This is a genomic window from Polaromonas sp. P1_F2, from assembly GCF_056405735.1.
On sequence record NZ_JBFUBN010000012.1, the window covers coordinates 49833 to 65842 of the forward strand.

At 55.9% G+C, this 16010-nt stretch carries 14 protein-coding genes; 9 read left to right on the forward strand and 5 right to left on the reverse strand.

Going from position 1 to position 16010, the window contains the following annotated elements:
• Nucleotides 1-162: 162 nt before the first annotated feature.
• Both AC1D0O_RS20495 and AC1D0O_RS20500 read right to left on the reverse strand, forming a co-directional pair.
• The gene (locus tag AC1D0O_RS20495) at nucleotides 163-1155 is read right to left on the reverse strand and encodes an alpha/beta fold hydrolase (protein ID WP_477655332.1); all 993 of its coding nucleotides are present in this window, start codon (nucleotides 1153-1155) and stop codon (nucleotides 163-165) included.
• Between the two features lie 309 nt (nucleotides 1156-1464).
• Nucleotides 1465-1953, reverse strand: a complete 489-nt coding sequence (locus tag AC1D0O_RS20500; protein ID WP_477655333.1) for an ester cyclase — start codon at nucleotides 1951-1953, stop codon at nucleotides 1465-1467.
• Nucleotides 1954-2080: 127 nt separating this feature from the next.
• Between AC1D0O_RS20500 and AC1D0O_RS20505 the strand changes: the two genes are divergently transcribed.
• Entirely contained in the window at nucleotides 2081-2986 is a 906-nt protein-coding gene (locus AC1D0O_RS20505) for a helix-turn-helix transcriptional regulator (RefSeq protein ID WP_477655334.1), read from the forward strand.
• Here the strand turns inward: AC1D0O_RS20505 and AC1D0O_RS20510 are convergent.
• Nucleotides 2983-3969: a quinone oxidoreductase family protein gene (locus AC1D0O_RS20510; RefSeq protein WP_477655335.1), complete on the reverse strand. Its 987-nt coding sequence runs from the start codon at nucleotides 3967-3969 to the stop codon at nucleotides 2983-2985. The genes AC1D0O_RS20505 and AC1D0O_RS20510 overlap by 4 nt on opposite strands.
• 399 nt (nucleotides 3970-4368) lie before the next feature.
• On the opposite strand from AC1D0O_RS20510, the gene AC1D0O_RS20515 reads away from it, so the two are divergent.
• The gene (locus tag AC1D0O_RS20515; RefSeq protein ID WP_477655336.1) at nucleotides 4369-4797 is read left to right on the forward strand and encodes a gamma-glutamylcyclotransferase family protein; all 429 of its coding nucleotides are present in this window, start codon (nucleotides 4369-4371) and stop codon (nucleotides 4795-4797) included.
• A gap of 314 nt (nucleotides 4798-5111) precedes the next feature.
• On the opposite strand, the gene AC1D0O_RS20520 is transcribed toward AC1D0O_RS20515, so the two are convergent.
• Entirely contained in the window at nucleotides 5112-5639 is a 528-nt protein-coding gene (locus AC1D0O_RS20520) for a hypothetical protein (protein WP_477655337.1), read from the reverse strand.
• Here AC1D0O_RS20520 and AC1D0O_RS20525 point away from each other — a divergent pair.
• On the forward strand, nucleotides 5638-6129 hold the full coding sequence (locus tag AC1D0O_RS20525) for a hypothetical protein (RefSeq protein ID WP_477655338.1): 492 nt from the start codon (nucleotides 5638-5640) through the stop codon (nucleotides 6127-6129). The two genes, AC1D0O_RS20520 and AC1D0O_RS20525, sit on opposite strands and share 2 nt — an antisense overlap.
• 304 nt (nucleotides 6130-6433) lie before the next feature.
• Here the strand turns inward: AC1D0O_RS20525 and AC1D0O_RS20530 are convergent, their stop codons facing one another.
• Entirely contained in the window at nucleotides 6434-6997 is a 564-nt protein-coding gene (locus tag AC1D0O_RS20530; RefSeq protein WP_477655339.1) for a MarR family winged helix-turn-helix transcriptional regulator, read from the reverse strand.
• Nucleotides 6998-7277: 280 nt separating this feature from the next.
• On the opposite strand from AC1D0O_RS20530, the gene AC1D0O_RS20535 reads away from it, so the two are divergent.
• From AC1D0O_RS20535 to AC1D0O_RS20560, 6 genes are all read left to right on the forward strand, one after another.
• On the forward strand, nucleotides 7278-8633 hold the full coding sequence (locus tag AC1D0O_RS20535; RefSeq protein WP_477655340.1) for a DUF1329 domain-containing protein: 1356 nt from the start codon (nucleotides 7278-7280) through the stop codon (nucleotides 8631-8633).
• 30 nt (nucleotides 8634-8663) lie between these two features.
• Entirely contained in the window at nucleotides 8664-10313 is a 1650-nt protein-coding gene (locus tag AC1D0O_RS20540) for a DUF1302 domain-containing protein (protein ID WP_477655341.1), read from the forward strand.
• A 73-nt stretch (nucleotides 10314-10386) separates the two neighbouring features.
• Nucleotides 10387-12771 (forward strand): efflux RND transporter permease subunit, encoded by a 2385-nt coding sequence (locus AC1D0O_RS20545; RefSeq protein WP_477655342.1) that lies wholly within the window; start codon nucleotides 10387-10389, stop codon nucleotides 12769-12771.
• Nucleotides 12772-12783: 12 nt separating this feature from the next.
• The gene (locus tag AC1D0O_RS20550) at nucleotides 12784-13755 is read left to right on the forward strand and encodes a WD40/YVTN/BNR-like repeat-containing protein (protein ID WP_477655343.1); all 972 of its coding nucleotides are present in this window, start codon (nucleotides 12784-12786) and stop codon (nucleotides 13753-13755) included.
• A 74-nt stretch (nucleotides 13756-13829) separates the two neighbouring features.
• Complete coding sequence (locus tag AC1D0O_RS20555) at nucleotides 13830-15266, forward strand: NAD-dependent succinate-semialdehyde dehydrogenase (RefSeq protein ID WP_477655344.1); 1437 nt, start codon at nucleotides 13830-13832, stop codon at nucleotides 15264-15266.
• Nucleotides 15263-15994 carry an HAD-IA family hydrolase gene (locus tag AC1D0O_RS20560; RefSeq protein WP_477655345.1) on the forward strand — a complete coding sequence of 244 codons (732 nt, stop codon included), beginning with the start codon at nucleotides 15263-15265 and terminating at the stop codon, nucleotides 15992-15994. The genes AC1D0O_RS20555 and AC1D0O_RS20560 overlap by 4 nt, the downstream gene beginning before the upstream one ends.
• The last annotated feature ends 16 nt before the right edge of the window (nucleotides 15995-16010 follow it).

The following is a 16010-nucleotide window of genomic DNA, read 5'->3' on the forward strand; positions in this document are numbered from 1 at the left end:
TTGAGACCATGACCTTCAGCTGCGCAGCACCTGCGATGAGCAGCACATCGTAGTGACTGACCAGCAGCTGCAGGTTGCCGAAGCTGCCGTTCAGTGCACCATCTAGTACGCGGCCGACAACCGCAGAGCCACGGCTGGCTGGTGCGAATGCACGATCCGTGCCTAATTCAGGAACTGAAGCAGCTCAGGGATCACCTGGTCAGGCGCTTCTTCCATCAGCCAGTGACCGGAGCCCTTCACGACTACACCTTTGACATCGTTCGCAACGAGTCGGCCCTGCTCAATCAAAAAAGTTCCCCCAGCTTTTTCGCCAGAGAGCACCAGCATGGGCATGGTGAGCTTGGCGCTGCCCAGAGCCGCAAAGTCGGCGGCATCTTTTTCGAAATTCTTGAAGTACTCGAAGCCCGCGCGCATGCCTCCTTCTTGCCCATAGGCGCTTGCGTAAAGGCGCCGGTCGCCCTCGGGCACCGAGCGCGCGGGGTTGGCCGCAAAGTCGTTCCAGAAGTGTTCGAAGTAGATTCGTTCACGTCCTTTAACGAGAGCCAGCGGCGTTGTACCGTGGAAATGGAAATGCCACAAATCACGCAAAAGCCAGACATTTGTCCAGTTGCCGATGCCCGGCAAGAACGCATCCATCAGCACCACGCGGCTGGTTTCGTTCGGGAACTGTGCGGCATAAGCGTAAGCCACCATGAGTCCAATGTCATGGCCCACAATAGCGGCGTTGTTAATGCCTAACGATTTCACGAGTTCATGGATATCTACGGCCATGTTCTTCTTGTCATACCCACCTGGTGGTTTGGCCGATCCACCAGCACCGCGAAGGTCGGGGACGATAACAGTATGGGTCTTCGCAAGTTGCGGCATCAGCGGGTTCCACATGTGACTGGTCTCCGCATAGCCGTGCAGAAGTACGACGGCTGGGCCACTGCCGCCCACACGATAGTGAATTTGCGTACCGTTTACGTCGGCATTGCGTGCCACAAAGCCGGGCACTCGGCCTTCATTGGCCACCAGGACTGAGGCAGACCGCGCCGGAGAGGGGGTGGCCATCAGGCCGATGGAAGTCCCACTCAAGGCGGCTACGTTGGCGAGCACGCTGCGGCGAGTGAAAGGGATTTGGAAGGAACGATCGGCGTTGGTGGGATCAGTCATTGCATGTCCAGATATTGGTTAAAGAAGTCCCATTCTTTAACCCAACTGCTTGCAGGACACCTTTCGGATGAACAAGGATTTTCCTGTCTGCTTGGGCTAGCAAAATCTCTGCCTTTTGGCCTATTAGCGGATCCTCGCCGCAGTCATTGGTTTGCGGGCTCGCCCACGACTCCCGACATGAGGTATCTCTGTTGAATTCCGCTGAAGTCTGACTAGGGGGGCTGACAATAACTTGGACTTACGGCATAAACAATCCAAGTTTGTCCGCGCCCCCTCGGGTCAGACTGCAGCGGAATTCAACAATTCAGGTCAAGGATGCGGAATGGCACCGATTTGCATCATCAACCCCATGAGGTCAGGTTGGCCGACCTCGGAGACGATCTTGCCTTGCGAAAGGCGGTAAATGTTCAGGGCCTGCACCTCGATCTTCTTTCCTGTCGGAGGCACGCCAGAGAACGGGCCGCGGTGAGTACCCCGCATTGTGAAGCGGGCCGCGATCACATCGCCCTCGACCACGGTTTCCTCGAGCGTCCACTGGATGTCCGGGAAACCGCCACGCATCATCTCGATGATCTCGATGTAACCCGCAGGGCCGTGCACAGGATCGGGCCGTCCAGGCACATGGAATACCGCGTCGGGCGAGACCAGTTCGGTGGACAGCTTGGGGTCAGCCGTGTTGATGAAGTCGACAAATCGCTTCATGAACTTCCGATTCGTATCGGCCGTTGAGGCACCGACGGGCAGAACGGGGGATGCAGCTGCCGCCGCCGAAGGGACTGTTTGTCGTTGATCTTGCATGGGGTTCGCTCCAATGATGCTGATGGCAGGCTGGGTATCCAGCCATTGCCCTAAAGTTTGCCGCGAATGCATCGTCAACGGGTGATCAAACGCGACGAATTGATGGTAAATATCCGACAATCGTCCCATGCAAAACCGGACGAAGTCAGTGGAGATCGAGCAGGTTGTGTTTCGGCCGAACGCACGGCCCGAGATAGACCTGGAAGTCTTCATGATGTCGGACCTGAAGAAGAGGGTGAGCGCGGCCCATCTGCAACGCCACCACCGTTACGACTTCCACATGTTGGTTTGCGTCAACCAGGGGCACTGTCGGCCAATGATTGATTTCAGCCAGATCGAATGCCGCACCGGCTCGGTGGTGAGTGTGCGGCCTGCCCAGGTACATCGCTTCGACGCCGAGAGCAGTTGGGACGGGTGGATTCTCCTCTTTCGTCCCCAACTCCTGAACCCCGGCTCCGGTGGAGCCCATTTCGTTGCCGACCTGGTCGAGACCCTGCCGACGCACTTGGTCCTGCAAGGGCAGACGTGGAGCCTTGTGGGCGACGCACTGGCGCGCATGCTGGCAGACTGTCGACTTAACGCCCCGCGTCCACTGTTGCACCAACTGCTGCAGAGCCAGTTGGTTGCGATCGTGACGCGTCTGCATCTCTTCCTCCATGGTCAGCCGCGATCGGCCGATGGGTCGCAGCGCGTATCGGAGCGCTTTCGCACCTTCCGATCGCTGGTCGATACACACTTTCACGAGTGGCACCATGTCGCGCGCTATGCGCATACGATGACATGCTCCGAACGGACGCTTGCACGAGCGTGCCTCGACGCCACCGGCATTGGGCCCAAGGCGTTCATTGCGGTGCGCGTCACATTGGAAGCCAAGCGTTTGCTGGTGCATACGGAATTGCCGGTCGGCGTCATCGGCGAACGGGTTGGCTTCGACCAGGCAACCAACTTCGTCAAGTTCTTTCGCGGTGCTGAGGGATGCACGCCCGGAGAGTTTCGGCGGCGACAGGTGGGTGCGGCAGGACGGGCGACTTAGGGCACCAACAGCACCCGACCGCTTATACCCCCACGCTCCAGCAGCAGATGAGCTTCTGCGGCACTCTGCATTGGAAACACTTGGTAGTCAGGAACGCGGATCGACTGGGTACGCAGCCAATCTGAAATTCGCGCCATCGCCCATCGAAGATCTTTTCCTTCAAGCGTTTCAGTGGAATAGCCCGTCAAGGTCACTGGCCGGATCAGTTGCCAGGCATCAAACGCGACCTCACCACCACCGACTGCGCCAACCAATACCAGCGTCCCGCGCTCGCGCAGTGCCTGGACACACGCGCTGAACAGCGGTCCCCCAACGGTGTCCAGCACAGCGTCAACACTGGCGGCGGCCAGCGAAGGTGGGCTGCCACGCTCGAGAACGATCACCTCATCCGCGCCAAGGTCGCGTACATACTGTGCTTGCGCAGGGCGCGTAACAACGCCCGTCACCGATGCGCCCAGGGCCCTGGCAATGGATACCGCGGCAGAGCCCACGCCACCCGCGGCGCCCGTCACAAGCACCCGGCGGCCGTCCACTGGCCCCATGCGCCGGATTCCTTCGAATGCGGTGACCGCACCAAGGCCCAACGAAGCCATCGCCAACGGATCAACCGTGTCCGGGACCAGTGCGAGCGCGTCGGCGTCAACAGTCACAAAATCCGCATAGCCTCCTGGACGCTTCGCGCTAACGCCGCCCATGCCCTGCATCAGGGTCATGACGGTTTGGCCTGGAGACCAGTTGGAAACCGACGATCCGATATCGCTGATCCGGCCGACAACCTCAACGCCGGGAACATAGGGAAACGGATGCGCCTTTCTTATCGGCCAGAGTCCTGCCCGAATCTTCAAGTCTGTGTGATTGACGGCGGCCGCGATGGTCTGGATCCGCACTTCAGTGGGTGCAAGAGCGGGCATGGCTATGTCACCAGGCACAAGGACGCTGGGTGGGCCGTAAGCAAGAATCTGCATGACGCGAGTGTTTTTCATAAGGTCGATTTTGTTACTTAAGCCGATAGTGCGCTACCTGCACTGTTGAATAGCACTGTAGCGTCCGCGTTTCGCGGCTAAGCCGTTTCACACGATATAACGCTAACTATCGATAACGACGGCCAAGCTTATAGGTGGAGGTCTCATCATGGCCGGACTGGTTGTCATTGCGCGAGGTTGAACCGCGGAGCGAGACAGCGTTGGGTACACAAAGCTTTGATACCCGGCGGGTAGCTGAGCAATACTGCACTTTTTACCCACATACCTTCTAATTGGTCAACTTTAATTAGAATCACAAGGGATAGGTTCAATAGGCGAGAATTTGAAAGATGAGATCCTGGAGATGCGCTTGACAGAGGTGCTATCGACTAAATTAACTATGTCAATGTCTGAATTTCGATGCCAAACCTAGTTTTCGTCTTTGGTACCTTGAAAGAAGGTTTTCCTAATTTTCATATCAATGATGGAATTCGACTTGCTGGCGATTTCGTCACTGCACACAGATATCCCCTCTATCTTATGGGTGAGCGTCATTCCCCCTGGCTGGTCGATCAACCAGGCGAAGGACACCAGGTGACGGGGCAAGTCTTCGCTGTAAGCCGTCAAGCGCTGGAACACATGGACAGGTTAGAACGAACTAGTGAGTCTGATGGATACAGACGCGCTCTGATCCAAGTGGTCTCGGTGGACACCCCATCCAAACCAGCAATGCCAGTATTTGCCTATCTCAAGCCAATAGCTCAATTCGATGCTTCCAATGCTGTGGCTGGGCCGTTACCCGCTTATACACTGGAGCACGCGATGCTTTACAAGTCTAGGAAAGAATGAGCGGCGGCGAATAACGAGGTCTGTTGTAGCCACGTATCGAGCCCAGCTTGGCCGTCTGCATAAGCGGGGCAGCACGCTTCTTGCCGCATAGCACGCTAGCTTCGCGCAGGTCTCGATGGACCGAGGGACTGCCGAAAATACCGTGACCGCCTTCAACGATTGCTGCATGGCTGTCGTCAAGTCCTCATCGGCGTGACTCGCAGCGACTCCGGTGCGGCTTCCGGGCGCAACAACCGCTGCCGCGCGCCCGAAGTATCTCCATCACTGATTTTGAAGCTCCGGACTGAATTACGCTCCCCCTTTTACAACCAACGCTATGCGATCGCGCTCCTGCCACGCTTCAAAAACGCTGGCGCCATATAGCCGACATTTCCGTACTTGACAATTTTTTGAGCTGCCGAAACTCCACGCGCGCCGATTCCAGCATAACGTGAATTAATAGCAAACACACCGAATATCAAGTTAAAGCGATCATCACATATTCCATTTTTGACAGACCAACCGACCGCGTCTACCGGATCTGGATAAAGGCGCTCCTGAAGAACGTGTGGAACTTTTGACTCCACAATTTCCTGCATCTTCTCTGTCCAAGCATCGGGTAAATAGTCTTGTCCAAAAATTAGTCCCACGCCACCTTGACCATCTACCGGTTTCACAATGAGCCGATCCTTTTGCTCCTGAGAAAAATTGATGCTTTCAGAGGAAAGCAACCTGGTGGTTGGGATATATCTGTTTATCAATGCCAATTCATCTGCTGAATATATATGCGAATATTTCGGATCAGAGAGAAACGCAAGCGACGCCTTATTACCGTATATCCTTGAGTCGAGAGACATTCCCATGCCCGAGCTTCCAAGTCGAATTCACGCGCTGACCTTTGGGCTGAAGCGTTCAGGAAAAAGGCTTCTCGTTACTGGATACAGGATCGCCCGCATACGAGCCAAAAAACAGGGCGTGAAAGTGTCCGTCAACATGACCGATCTGCGGGAGGCATACCGGTCTATCAGCTATGAGGATGATCGCAAGACCGTAGAGGAGTGCCAGTCAATTGTGGCGGGGATAGATACATCGAGCGAAGATTTGGTATGCCCTTTCGACCTGCCGGCCTCATTAGTCGCAGTTCAGAAGAGGCTTTCTGAAGTTGCACACCAGCGTAGGCATAGCGATGCCATGCTTCACGCTTCGATGACGCCTGCCGAAAGGTCAGCAGCGAAGAAGGTAGAGAAGGCGCGAAATTCTAGTAAGGCACACGTAGCTCGGCCTACTAAGGCTAAGCAGAGGAAACGTCCGTCGGTGACGGCGGAGGACCTCCTGAAAAGTGACCTGTTTTAGGGTGCCCGATTGTGTGAGTCTCCCTAAAATCCTGAGCCCAACCGCGTATCTTCCGCTTTTGCTCGAGGTGTCTTCTATAAATGCGCAAGTACTGATTTTGTTCGGCATGCGATAGACCACTCCAAACTTCGCGCAGCGGCTGGCGGTGGGACCTCCGAGGGAGTAATGTCGCCCATGATAGACATTGAGTGCAATTTGTATGCTCTCGCATACATTTATATTTTCGGGGGTGCGGACAAAAACTTGGACTGGTTTATGCCTGTAAATCAGAGCATTCGCTAGATCACTGCGCTGGCCGACTGCATCATTTCAGTTCAAGACTGCGTGCCATCAGCTTATCAAGAATGACATCGAGTTGTTGATGCTCTTCGTCATTGAGCGCCGACAGGAACCATGCCTCGCGCTCTGCTGCTTCAGGAAGGATTTCTGCGCAACGCTTGACTCCGGTAGGGGTTAATGCGAGGAAAAGGCGCCTCCCATCAGTTGGATCGCTTGACGTTTTGATCATTTCCAGGTCGACCAAGCGCCGCTGAGCCCGTGAAACGCGCGCCTTGTCCATGCTCGTGCGATCTACTACCTCATTGAATACCAGTTCCCCGTAGGCATATAGCGCCATCAGAATGCGCCACTCAGGAATCTGCAGATTGTATTTTGACTCGAACAGATGGCCGACTGACTGAGACACCCTGTTGGCGACGACCGCCAGCTTATATGGAATGAAGTCCTCGAGTGAACCGATCGGGCCCAAGGTGCGTCGCTTAACGGTGAATCTCCGCGATTTGATTTCGTCCGCCTTCTTGCCAAGTGGCGGTTCAGTCGTACGTTTTTTGGCCTTTGGGGCATTGGCCGCCATTTTGTTTGGTGTCATTCAGTTTCCTTTTAGCTCCAGCGCGCCGGCGCCAGGCGGTTGTCGGATGGGGGGCTACAAGTGACGCAATCGATAAGGGTCCATTGTGCCATCCGTTTTGTCGTCAACAACCCTAATAGGGTTTAAACTTGTTGACAACGAAACGACATTGGCCAACACTTGCGCCAGCTCAGGGTCTATCGACTCACGAGTGAAGACGGCGCAGTAAGCCCGGAGCGTACTTAAAGGGCCGCTGACAACCGGTCGGTGCAAAACAACCAGCTCATAGGAGTGACCATAGATGAAAAAGACCCGAGCAGTATTGATGGTGGCGCTTGCCAGCCTCTCGGCTACCACATTTTCCCAAGACGCTTCCCTTACTCCATCCGGCGCGGAGCGTGGTGGCAACAAAGATGCCACGATCCCGGCCTGGGAGGCGGCGCCACCAGCGAGCGGATGGGCTTATGGCAAGAGTCGGCAGGAGGCCTTTAAGTACAAGGATGACAAGCCCCTCTTTACCATTGATGCGAGCAACGTCGACAAGTACGCCGATAAGCTCTCTCCCGGTCAGGTGGCGACCATCAAGCAGGTTCCTGGCTTCAAAATGAATGTATATCCGTCGCGCCGCACTTGCGGCATTCCGGACTTCGTAGCGGACAACACCAAAAAGAACGCCGGGGTTGCAAAGCTCGGTTCTGACGGTTGGAGCCTGAAGGAGGCAGTCGTCCCGGGGTTTCCGTTTGCGCAGCCGAAATCAGGAACGGAGGCCATGTGGAACATGAAAATGCGATACCGCGGCGTAGCCATTGACTATCCGCAACTCACGACGGCTGTATCGCCGCGGAAGGGCAGCACAGAGTGGATCAAGGCCGAGTCCGAACAGACCGTGTTCTTTCCATGGGGGGGCAAGGGATCCCGTCAACTGTCCTCATTGCCTCCAGTTGAGCAGAACGTGTACTTTGCCTATCGCGCACCCACCGCCTTGGCTGGTGGCGCGCTAGCCATCACGATTTTTATGGATCAGCCAAGCTCCGAGACCTTCTACTACTTTCCAGGACAACGGCGAGTGCGTCGGATGCCTAGCTACTCCTATGACTCGCCGCAAGTGGGGTTCGAGAATCAGTACACGCTAGACGAGCCGTATGTATTCCAGGGAACACTCGACCGCTTTGACTGGAAGCTGGTCGGCAAGAAGGAGATATACGTGCCTTATAACTCGTTCGGAGCCTACGACTTTGGCGCCAAATTAGACGATGTCCTCAAGCCTGACGCGCTTATCGTGTCAAGCAGGCGATACGAGCTGCATCGCGTGTGGGTTGTCGAAGCAACGGTCAAGCCGGGCACCCGCCACATTGCTTCGAAAAGGACTTTCTTCCTCGACGAGGACAGTTGGAATGCAGTCCTCGCCGATGACTACGACAGTCAAGGCAAAGTGTTTAAGGTGCGCGAAGGCTATTCGATTCCGGTATACGAAACCGGAACGTGTGATGTGTCGGCCTTCGCTCAGTACAACGTTACCGAAGGTCGATTGGTGTTCGATCTTTCGCCGCTCGGCGCAGGTAAGGATATGAAGTGGGTCGTGGACGCTGCCAATGGTCCACGCTACAAGTCCAGCTTCTATACGTCAGACAACCTGCGATCTATCAGCGATCGCTGAGCGGCTCGAATTCGAAAGAAAACTACGATCATGAAAAAACCAATCGACATGTCGTTGCGTCTCGTAGCCATTGCTGCGGGAATAACTGTCACCTCCGCAGCTCACGCCTTCACCTTTGAGACTGAGGATGTCTCAGGAAACTTTGACTCCACCATCACGCTAGGCGTCGGCGTGCGGACGGGATCTCCGACCTGCGGGCTGGTTCTGCAAGGTGCAACCGGTTCTGGCGCGCCCGCCGGATGCCTTGCACCTACGTCGGGCCTGGGTGATCAAGGCAATCTGAACTACGGGAAAGGGGATCCGTTTACATCGCAGTTAAAAGGCAGTCACGAGCTTCTGCTGAAGATGCCTTCAGACGTTACGTTCTTCGGTCGGGCGAATTGGGTACGCGACTTTGCAGCCACTCGGACTACCGGCATCACTAGCGCAGCAACCCCCCCCGGTCTGAATGGAAATCTGGCGGATGACGCTCGTAGCGATCTCAGATTTAAAGCCCGCATACTGGATTTTTGGATCAGCAAGGGTTTTCGGGCGGGTGAGCAGCAAGGCCGGGTTCGAGTGGGAAATCAGGTTATTAACTGGGGTGAGAGTCTGTTTTTGCCGGGCGGCATCAACAGCACCAATGCACTCGATATCATGCGCCTCTCCCAACCAGGCACTCAGTTAAAGGAGGTAGCCCTGCCGGCGCCAATGATTAGCGTGGCGTCAGGCTTGGGGGAGGGGTTCAACGTCGAGGCATATGTGCAAACGAACTGGAACGCCAGCTACTTTCCGCCGACGGGAAGTTACTGGTCCGTGGTAAACGGACTTGGCAAGGGGCACGCGGCCTACGGACTGACCGAAGCAAAAGCTCGAAATGGCGGGCAGTGGGGGGCATCACTTCGCTACCAGCCTCCAGGTACACAACTTAACCTCGGCGTGTATGCGATGAATTATCACGACAAGGCGCCGCAGTTCAGTTTGAATGTTAAAAATAGCGGTGCAATCGGCTGGGATTATCCAGAGGATCGTAAATTGTTCGGCGTCAGCGCGAATTTTCCATTGGGTGACTGGGCCATTGGCACGGAATTGTCATATAGACCGAAGGATGCGGTTGCTCTGAACGTCAACAGCGGATGTACTTCGCAAAATGGAAACTGCTGGGTGGATGAAAAGCGCTTTCAATTGCATGTGACGGGCCTCCTCAGCATGACGCCTGGTGGCACCGGCGGCGGGTTCCTTAAGGCGATCGGCGCGGATACTGCGACGTTATTGGCCGAAGGTGTCGTGATTCGATATCCAGGCCTGAAACCCACGTATGGTGGCGACCCGATATCTGCTGGAGGTTGGGGCTGGGGTCAGGAAACCGATCCTACCGGAACGCCAGTACCTATGGGCACCAAGACCTCTGCAGGCATTAACTTCGATTTCAGTGTGGTCTATGACGGCTCGGTAATTCCAGGTTGGCAGGTGATACCCGGCATTTATCATTTCCGGGCGCTGTCGGGAAGAACCCCTAATGCCTCGGCTCTGTTCATGAAGGGGGCAAAGTCGACGAACCTTTACGTGACTTTCATTCAAAACCCAGCCAAGTGGCAAGTCACCGTCAACTACGCCAGGTTCAGCGGCGGCTCGTCGGTCTTCGACCAGCCGTACCGTGACCGTGACTTCGTCGGCGTGGCGCTATCCCGCAACTTCTGACGCTACAGCTGTGTGCGCCGTTACGGCGCACACGGGGTTACCGCACTCGATTGTGGCTTGAGACTGGAAACATATGACCGACTCCGCGAGTAAGGCCGACATATTGATGCGCGCCATTCACCATACTGAGAAATTTCTCTTTCAGGCGCGCAAGCCGATCCTAGTTATATTGATACTAATCACACTTGCTTTGGGGTGGTCCGCATTGAAGCTTCGTATGGAGGCGGGCTTCGAGAAGCAAATGCCTACTGGGCACGAGTATGTCAAGGCATTTACGGAATACCGGAATGACGTTCTCGGCGCCAACCGCCTGAATTTCGTCGTGAAGTCAAAGAAAGGCACGATCTGGACACCCGAAGGACTGACAAGGCTTTACGAGGTTACCCAAGCTGTCACCTTTCTTCCTAACGTCGAGCGACTTGGAGTGCAGTCGCTTTGGACGCCCAACTCCTTTGTCAATGAAATCACCGAGGAAGGCTTCCGTGCCGACCCAATCATCGACGGCAGCATCGTTCCTGTATCGCTCGATGCTGACGTGATCGAGAAAATTGCAAGGGCAACAAGTCAAGGGGGGTATGTCGGTACCTTAGTCGCTCGCGATCAGACCAGTGCAATGGTGATCGCTGAATTGAACGAGGTGGGTACTGATGGCAAGCCGCTGGACTATGTTGCCTACAACAAAGTTTTGGAGGAGTTGCGCGCCAAGTTTGAAGACGACCAATTCGAAATCCAAATCATTGGCTTCGCCAAGCAGATAGGTGATATTGCCGATGGAGCGCGTGGAGTGCTTCTGTACTGCCTCATCGCACTCATTCTGACGGCCTTGGCGGTCTACTGGTACTGCCACTCGGTTACTCTGACCCTCCTGCCCGTGGTCTGTTCGCTCGCCTCGCTGGTTTGGCAATTTGGCACGCTCCACTTACTGGGCTTCGGGCTAGACCCACTGGCCGTGCTTGTCCCGTTCTTGGTATTCGCGATCGGTGTGTCTCACGGGGTGCAACAGATAAATTACATTGTTCGTGAGATATCTCATGGCAAGAACACTGAAGAAGCTTCGCGGGCCAGCTTCAGCGGTCTGCTTATTCCGGGCACGCTGGCCCTAGTCACTGCATTCGTCTCGTTTATTACGCTGCTCCTTGTGCCAATCCCCATGGTGCGCGAATTGGCGATTACGGCCTCGATTGGCATTGCGTTCAAAATCGTGACGAATCTGGTCATGCTGCCACTGGCAGCGTCGCTGTTCAATTTCAGTCCAGAGTATGCCCGCCGCGCGACCGTACGACGCGAGGGGCGCTCACGCGCGCTGAAGTTGCTGGCCCGAGTAGCGGCGCCTCGCAACGCGCTGGTGGTACTCGGTCTTACCGCACTTTTGTTCGGCGCGGCAGTATGGCAAAGTCGTGATCGCGTTGTAGGTTCCTTACTGCCAGGCGCTCCGGAGTTGCGTTCCGAGTCTCGGTTCAATCGGGATGCGGTCTCGATAGCGAACAATTACGACACGGGGCTGGACTGGATTACCGTCATGTTCGAGGCCCCCGCGCAGTCATGCGAAAACATCGGAATTGCCGATTATCAGGACCGCTTCAGCGAAACGATGACTCACGTACCCGGAGTACTGTCGGTCGCCTCGTTCGCCGACCTCATCCGCGTCTATAACGAAGGGTACAACGAAGGCAACCCAAAGATGGCGGTCGTGCCGGCGGACCCCGCCAACTACGCTGGGCTCGCGGTAGAGATCAGTCGCATTCGGGGTTACATGCGGAAGGACTGCAGCATGACAGCCGTTCACATGTTCCTTACCGACCATAGGGCGGGAACGATCAACGGCGTAATCGATGCAGTCAAGCGATTTCGCGAAAGTGAAAAACTTGAGGGCGTAACGATCCGGCTTGCGTCAGGTAACGCGGGAGTTCTCGCAGCTACAAACGAGGCGGTGGAGCACAGTGAATTGCCAATGATGGGCTATGTCTACGCCGCGATTGTCATCCTGGTGCTGTTGGTATATCGAGATCTGCGCGCCGTGATAGCGTGCTGCCTGCCGTTGACTGTCGGTACCTTCATCGGCTACTGGTTCATGAAGGAGTTGCAGATCGGTTTGACTGTCGCCACGCTACCCGTCATGGTCCTAGCAGTCGGAATTGGGGTGGACTATGCGTTCTACATCTACAACCGACTGCAATTGCATCTAGCAGCGGGCGAAGACATCATCAAGGCGCTGGAGAACTCCATTCTCGAAGTCGGTATGGCAACTATCTTCACCGCAATCACGCTCGCTGTGGGCGTCGCCACCTGGTCTTTCTCTGAGCTCAAGTTCCAGGCCGACATGGGAAAGCTACTGGCATTCATGTTCATCGTAAATCTGGTCATGGCGATGACGACACTACCGGCATTGGCGGTGTGGCTCGAGCGGTTGTTTCCGCGCCGTGCTGCAGTGCGAGCGCCTGGAATGCTCGGCCATTAATAGGAACATGTGATGAAACTCCTATACATTGCAATTGCGCTATCGATGGCGGCGACAACAACCGCGACCATAGCGCAGGAGTCCGTGCCAAATGCTGCAGCGCTGCGAAAGATGCCCGCACCGAAGAGTGTGGCCCCCGGGTCGACGCCCATCATGGGTTCAGCAAGAGCCGGCGACAGGCTTGTGGCGGTCGGAGCTCGGGGAATGGTGTTGCTGTCCGATGACGATGGGCGATCCTGGCGTCAAGCGCAGCAGGTGCCTGTTCGCTCTGCACTTAATGCCGTTGTCTTTGCTAATGCCAAGTCGGGATGGGCCGTCGGGCATAACGGAGTCATTCTGACGACGAATGACGGCGGAGAGCATTGGAGCTTGCAACGCTTTGACGGCGTAAGGGATCAACCGCTGTTCTCTGTAAATTTCACAGACGACAAACGCGGAATAGCAGTTGGGCTATGGTCGCTTGTGTTGGTTACGTCCGATGGCGGCTCGACATGGAAATCCGTTCAGTTGCCAGCACCTCCGGGCGGCGGCAGAACTGACCGCAATCTATTTCGTGTGTTCGGCGATCGACAAGGAACTTTGTATGTGGCTGCAGAACGCGGAACCGTACTGAGATCAAAGGACGGCGGCATCTCCTGGACATATCACGAAACAGGCTACAAAGGTTCGTTTTGGACTGGAGCGGTGGCTACTACAGGTGAAGTATATGTAGCTGGATTGCGAGGCAGCCTCTATCGCAGCACCGACTACGGCAGTACTTGGCAGTCGGTGTCTAGTGGCGCAAAGAGTTCATTGACGGATATCGCCGTAAAGGGTGACAGCATAACTGCCGTTGGGTTGGATGGGGCGGTCATCCATAGTACGGATCGGGGGGCCACCTTCAAGGCAACTCAGCGCGAAGACCGTGTGGCGCTGACCTCGTTAATTCTCACCGAGAGCGGTGCGTGGCAGCTCTTCTCGAAACGGGGTGTCATCCAACCTTGACCTTCAATAGGTTGTCACGATCGGCAAATATATAAAACGTTGACAACGAAACAAATTAAGACGATCATTGCAATATGAGCTATCCGGAAGTGCACCTTTTCATTGACGGGCGATGGATCGACAAAACGTCATCCGGCGCGTTACCAATTGTCAACCCAGTGGACGGGAACATTCTCGGCCATTTCCCGGTGGCGGGGGAAAATGAACTGCGTGAAGCTGTCAGTGCCGCGAAGCGGGGCTTTGCTATCTGGTCGGCCACCACTCCACTGGATCGACACAGGATTATCGGTAAAGCAACGGTTCTGTTGCGAGATCGCGCGCCGCAGATAGCCCGTATCTTGACTCAAGAGCAGGGAAAACCTGTTGCCGAGTCGCTGCGTGAGATCATGCTTTCCGCGGACATCATCGACTTCCTAGCGGAAGAGGCTCGGCGTCTTGCGAGTCGGGGTGTGCCGCCGCGACTCTCAAATGTGATTAGTCAGACGGTAACGCGCGTGCCCGTCGGGCCGGTTGCTGCATTCACGCCATGGAATTTTCCGATCAACCTGCCGTCTAGGAAGTTGGGTGGCGCGTTAGCTGCAGGTTGCAGCGTGGTTATCAAACCCGACGAGGAGACGCCGGCCTCGTGCATGGAGCTGGTCCGCGCATTTGTCGATGCGGGACTTCCGCCCGGCGTCCTTAACATGGTCCTCGGACGCCCGGCAGAGATTTCAGATTTTCTCATTTCAAGCCCGGAAATCGCCAAGGTTTCGTTCACCGGGTCCACGGCGGTTGGGCGCATGTTGGGTGAGAAAGCTGCCCGTCATCTCAAACGCTACACTGCGGAATTGGGCGGTCACGCCCCGGTCATTGTTTGTGCCGATGCCGACCCCGTCGCCACGGCGCGATTGGCGGTGGCGGCCAAGTTCCGTGGTGCTGGCCAAGTCTGTGCTTCACCCATTCGCTTCCTTGTCCATAGGTCAATCTACCCCGCCTTCCGGGAGGCCTTCATCGAAGGTGCGCGAGCTCTTAAAGTGGGTAATGGACTTGAGGAAGGGGTGCAACTCGGGCCATTGATCGCAGAGCGCCGTGTTGACGAGATGTCTGCGCTGGTCGCCGATGCCTTGGCAAACGGCGCAAATTTGTTGCTAGGCGGCAATCGGGTTGACCGAAGCGGGTTCTTTTTTGAGGCGACGGTGTTTGAAGACGCTCCAGCTCACTGCCGTGTCCAGCAGCAGGAACCATTTGGTCCAATCGCACTTCTAGATTCATTTGACGAACTCGACGAAGCCATTGCACGTGCCAATTCATTGCCGTTTGGATTGGCCGCCTACGGATTCACGAAGAATCTGGCCATAGCTCATAAATTGAGCGCCAATTTGCAGGCTGGGATGATCGGCATCAATCATTTTGGCGTCTCCCAGCCCGAGACCCCATTCGGTGGTATCAAAGACAGCGGTATGGGCTCCGAGAGCGGGCTCGAAGGCCTTCTGAGCTATACGGAAGTCAAGTTCGTGAGCGTTGCAGCATGAGCGCCACCACTGTTCTCTATGAAGGCGGCGCGTCATTGACCGAGACGACCAGCGCGCCGCGGCTTGCGTCCAACAGCCGGCCACGCGGTCTGCTTTTGGACTTTGGTGCCGTTATCAGCGTATCGGTGTTCGAGCGGCATCGAGAAACAGAGCAGATCCTCGGTTTGCCGCCCAACAGCCTCTCCTGGCTAGGTCCAATTGACCCGTCGACCGACCCACTTTGGGAATCGATGCAGCGCGACGAGATTAGCGAGCGAGACTACTGGGCACGTCGTGCTGAGGAGTTGGGCCAATTAGTCGGTGAACCCGGGTGGGAAGTTCTCACGATGTTGAACCGCATCCGGCAGATTGACCCTAACGATGTAGTCCGGCCGGAGGTGCGCCGCATGGTTCACGCCGCGAAGGCGGGCGGCATACGGATTGGGATACTGTCGAACGAATTGGAACTCTTTTATGGGAAGGATTTTTTGTCTGGAATGGATTTGCTCCAGGACATGTCCGTCATCGTGGATGCTTCTCACACCGGGATCTTGAAGCCTGACCCGCGGGCCTACGCGCAAGCGGTTGAGGGGATGGGGCTCCAGCCGAGGGATGTGCTTTTCGTTGACGACCAGTTTCGCAATATTGCCGGTGCGGTGAGGGGTGGGTTGCAAACCCAGTATTTTGACCTGCGCGACATTCCCGGAAACCTCGCGGCGATTTCCGCCCGCATGCAACTACCGTACTAGGAACTTTGCGCTATGA

Bases quoted from the DNA above. Each gene is read 5' to 3' on its own strand.
- AC1D0O_RS20545 (WP_477655342.1), top strand. From the start codon at position 10,387: ATGACCGACTCCGCGAGTAAGGCCGACATATTGATGCGCGCCATTCAC.
- AC1D0O_RS20530 (WP_477655339.1), bottom strand. From the start codon at position 6,997: ATGACACCAAACAAAATGGCGGCCAATGCCCCAAAGGCCAAAAAACGT.
- AC1D0O_RS20510 (WP_477655335.1), bottom strand. From the start codon at position 3,969: ATGAAAAACACTCGCGTCATGCAGATTCTTGCTTACGGCCCACCCAGC.
- AC1D0O_RS20495 (WP_477655332.1), bottom strand. From the start codon at position 1,155: ATGACTGATCCCACCAACGCCGATCGTTCCTTCCAAATCCCTTTCACT.
- AC1D0O_RS20525 (WP_477655338.1), top strand. From the start codon at position 5,638: ATGCCCGAGCTTCCAAGTCGAATTCACGCGCTGACCTTTGGGCTGAAG.
- AC1D0O_RS20515 (WP_477655336.1), top strand. From the start codon at position 4,369: ATGCCAAACCTAGTTTTCGTCTTTGGTACCTTGAAAGAAGGTTTTCCT.
- AC1D0O_RS20500 (WP_477655333.1), bottom strand. From the start codon at position 1,953: ATGCAAGATCAACGACAAACAGTCCCTTCGGCGGCGGCAGCTGCATCC.
- AC1D0O_RS20555 (WP_477655344.1), top strand. From the start codon at position 13,830: ATGAGCTATCCGGAAGTGCACCTTTTCATTGACGGGCGATGGATCGAC.
- AC1D0O_RS20505 (WP_477655334.1), top strand. From the start codon at position 2,081: ATGCAAAACCGGACGAAGTCAGTGGAGATCGAGCAGGTTGTGTTTCGG.
- AC1D0O_RS20520 (WP_477655337.1), bottom strand. From the start codon at position 5,639: ATGGGAATGTCTCTCGACTCAAGGATATACGGTAATAAGGCGTCGCTT.
- AC1D0O_RS20535 (WP_477655340.1), top strand. From the start codon at position 7,278: ATGAAAAAGACCCGAGCAGTATTGATGGTGGCGCTTGCCAGCCTCTCG.
- AC1D0O_RS20540 (WP_477655341.1), top strand. From the start codon at position 8,664: ATGAAAAAACCAATCGACATGTCGTTGCGTCTCGTAGCCATTGCTGCG.
- AC1D0O_RS20560 (WP_477655345.1), top strand. From the start codon at position 15,263: ATGAGCGCCACCACTGTTCTCTATGAAGGCGGCGCGTCATTGACCGAG.
- AC1D0O_RS20550 (WP_477655343.1), top strand. From the start codon at position 12,784: ATGAAACTCCTATACATTGCAATTGCGCTATCGATGGCGGCGACAACA.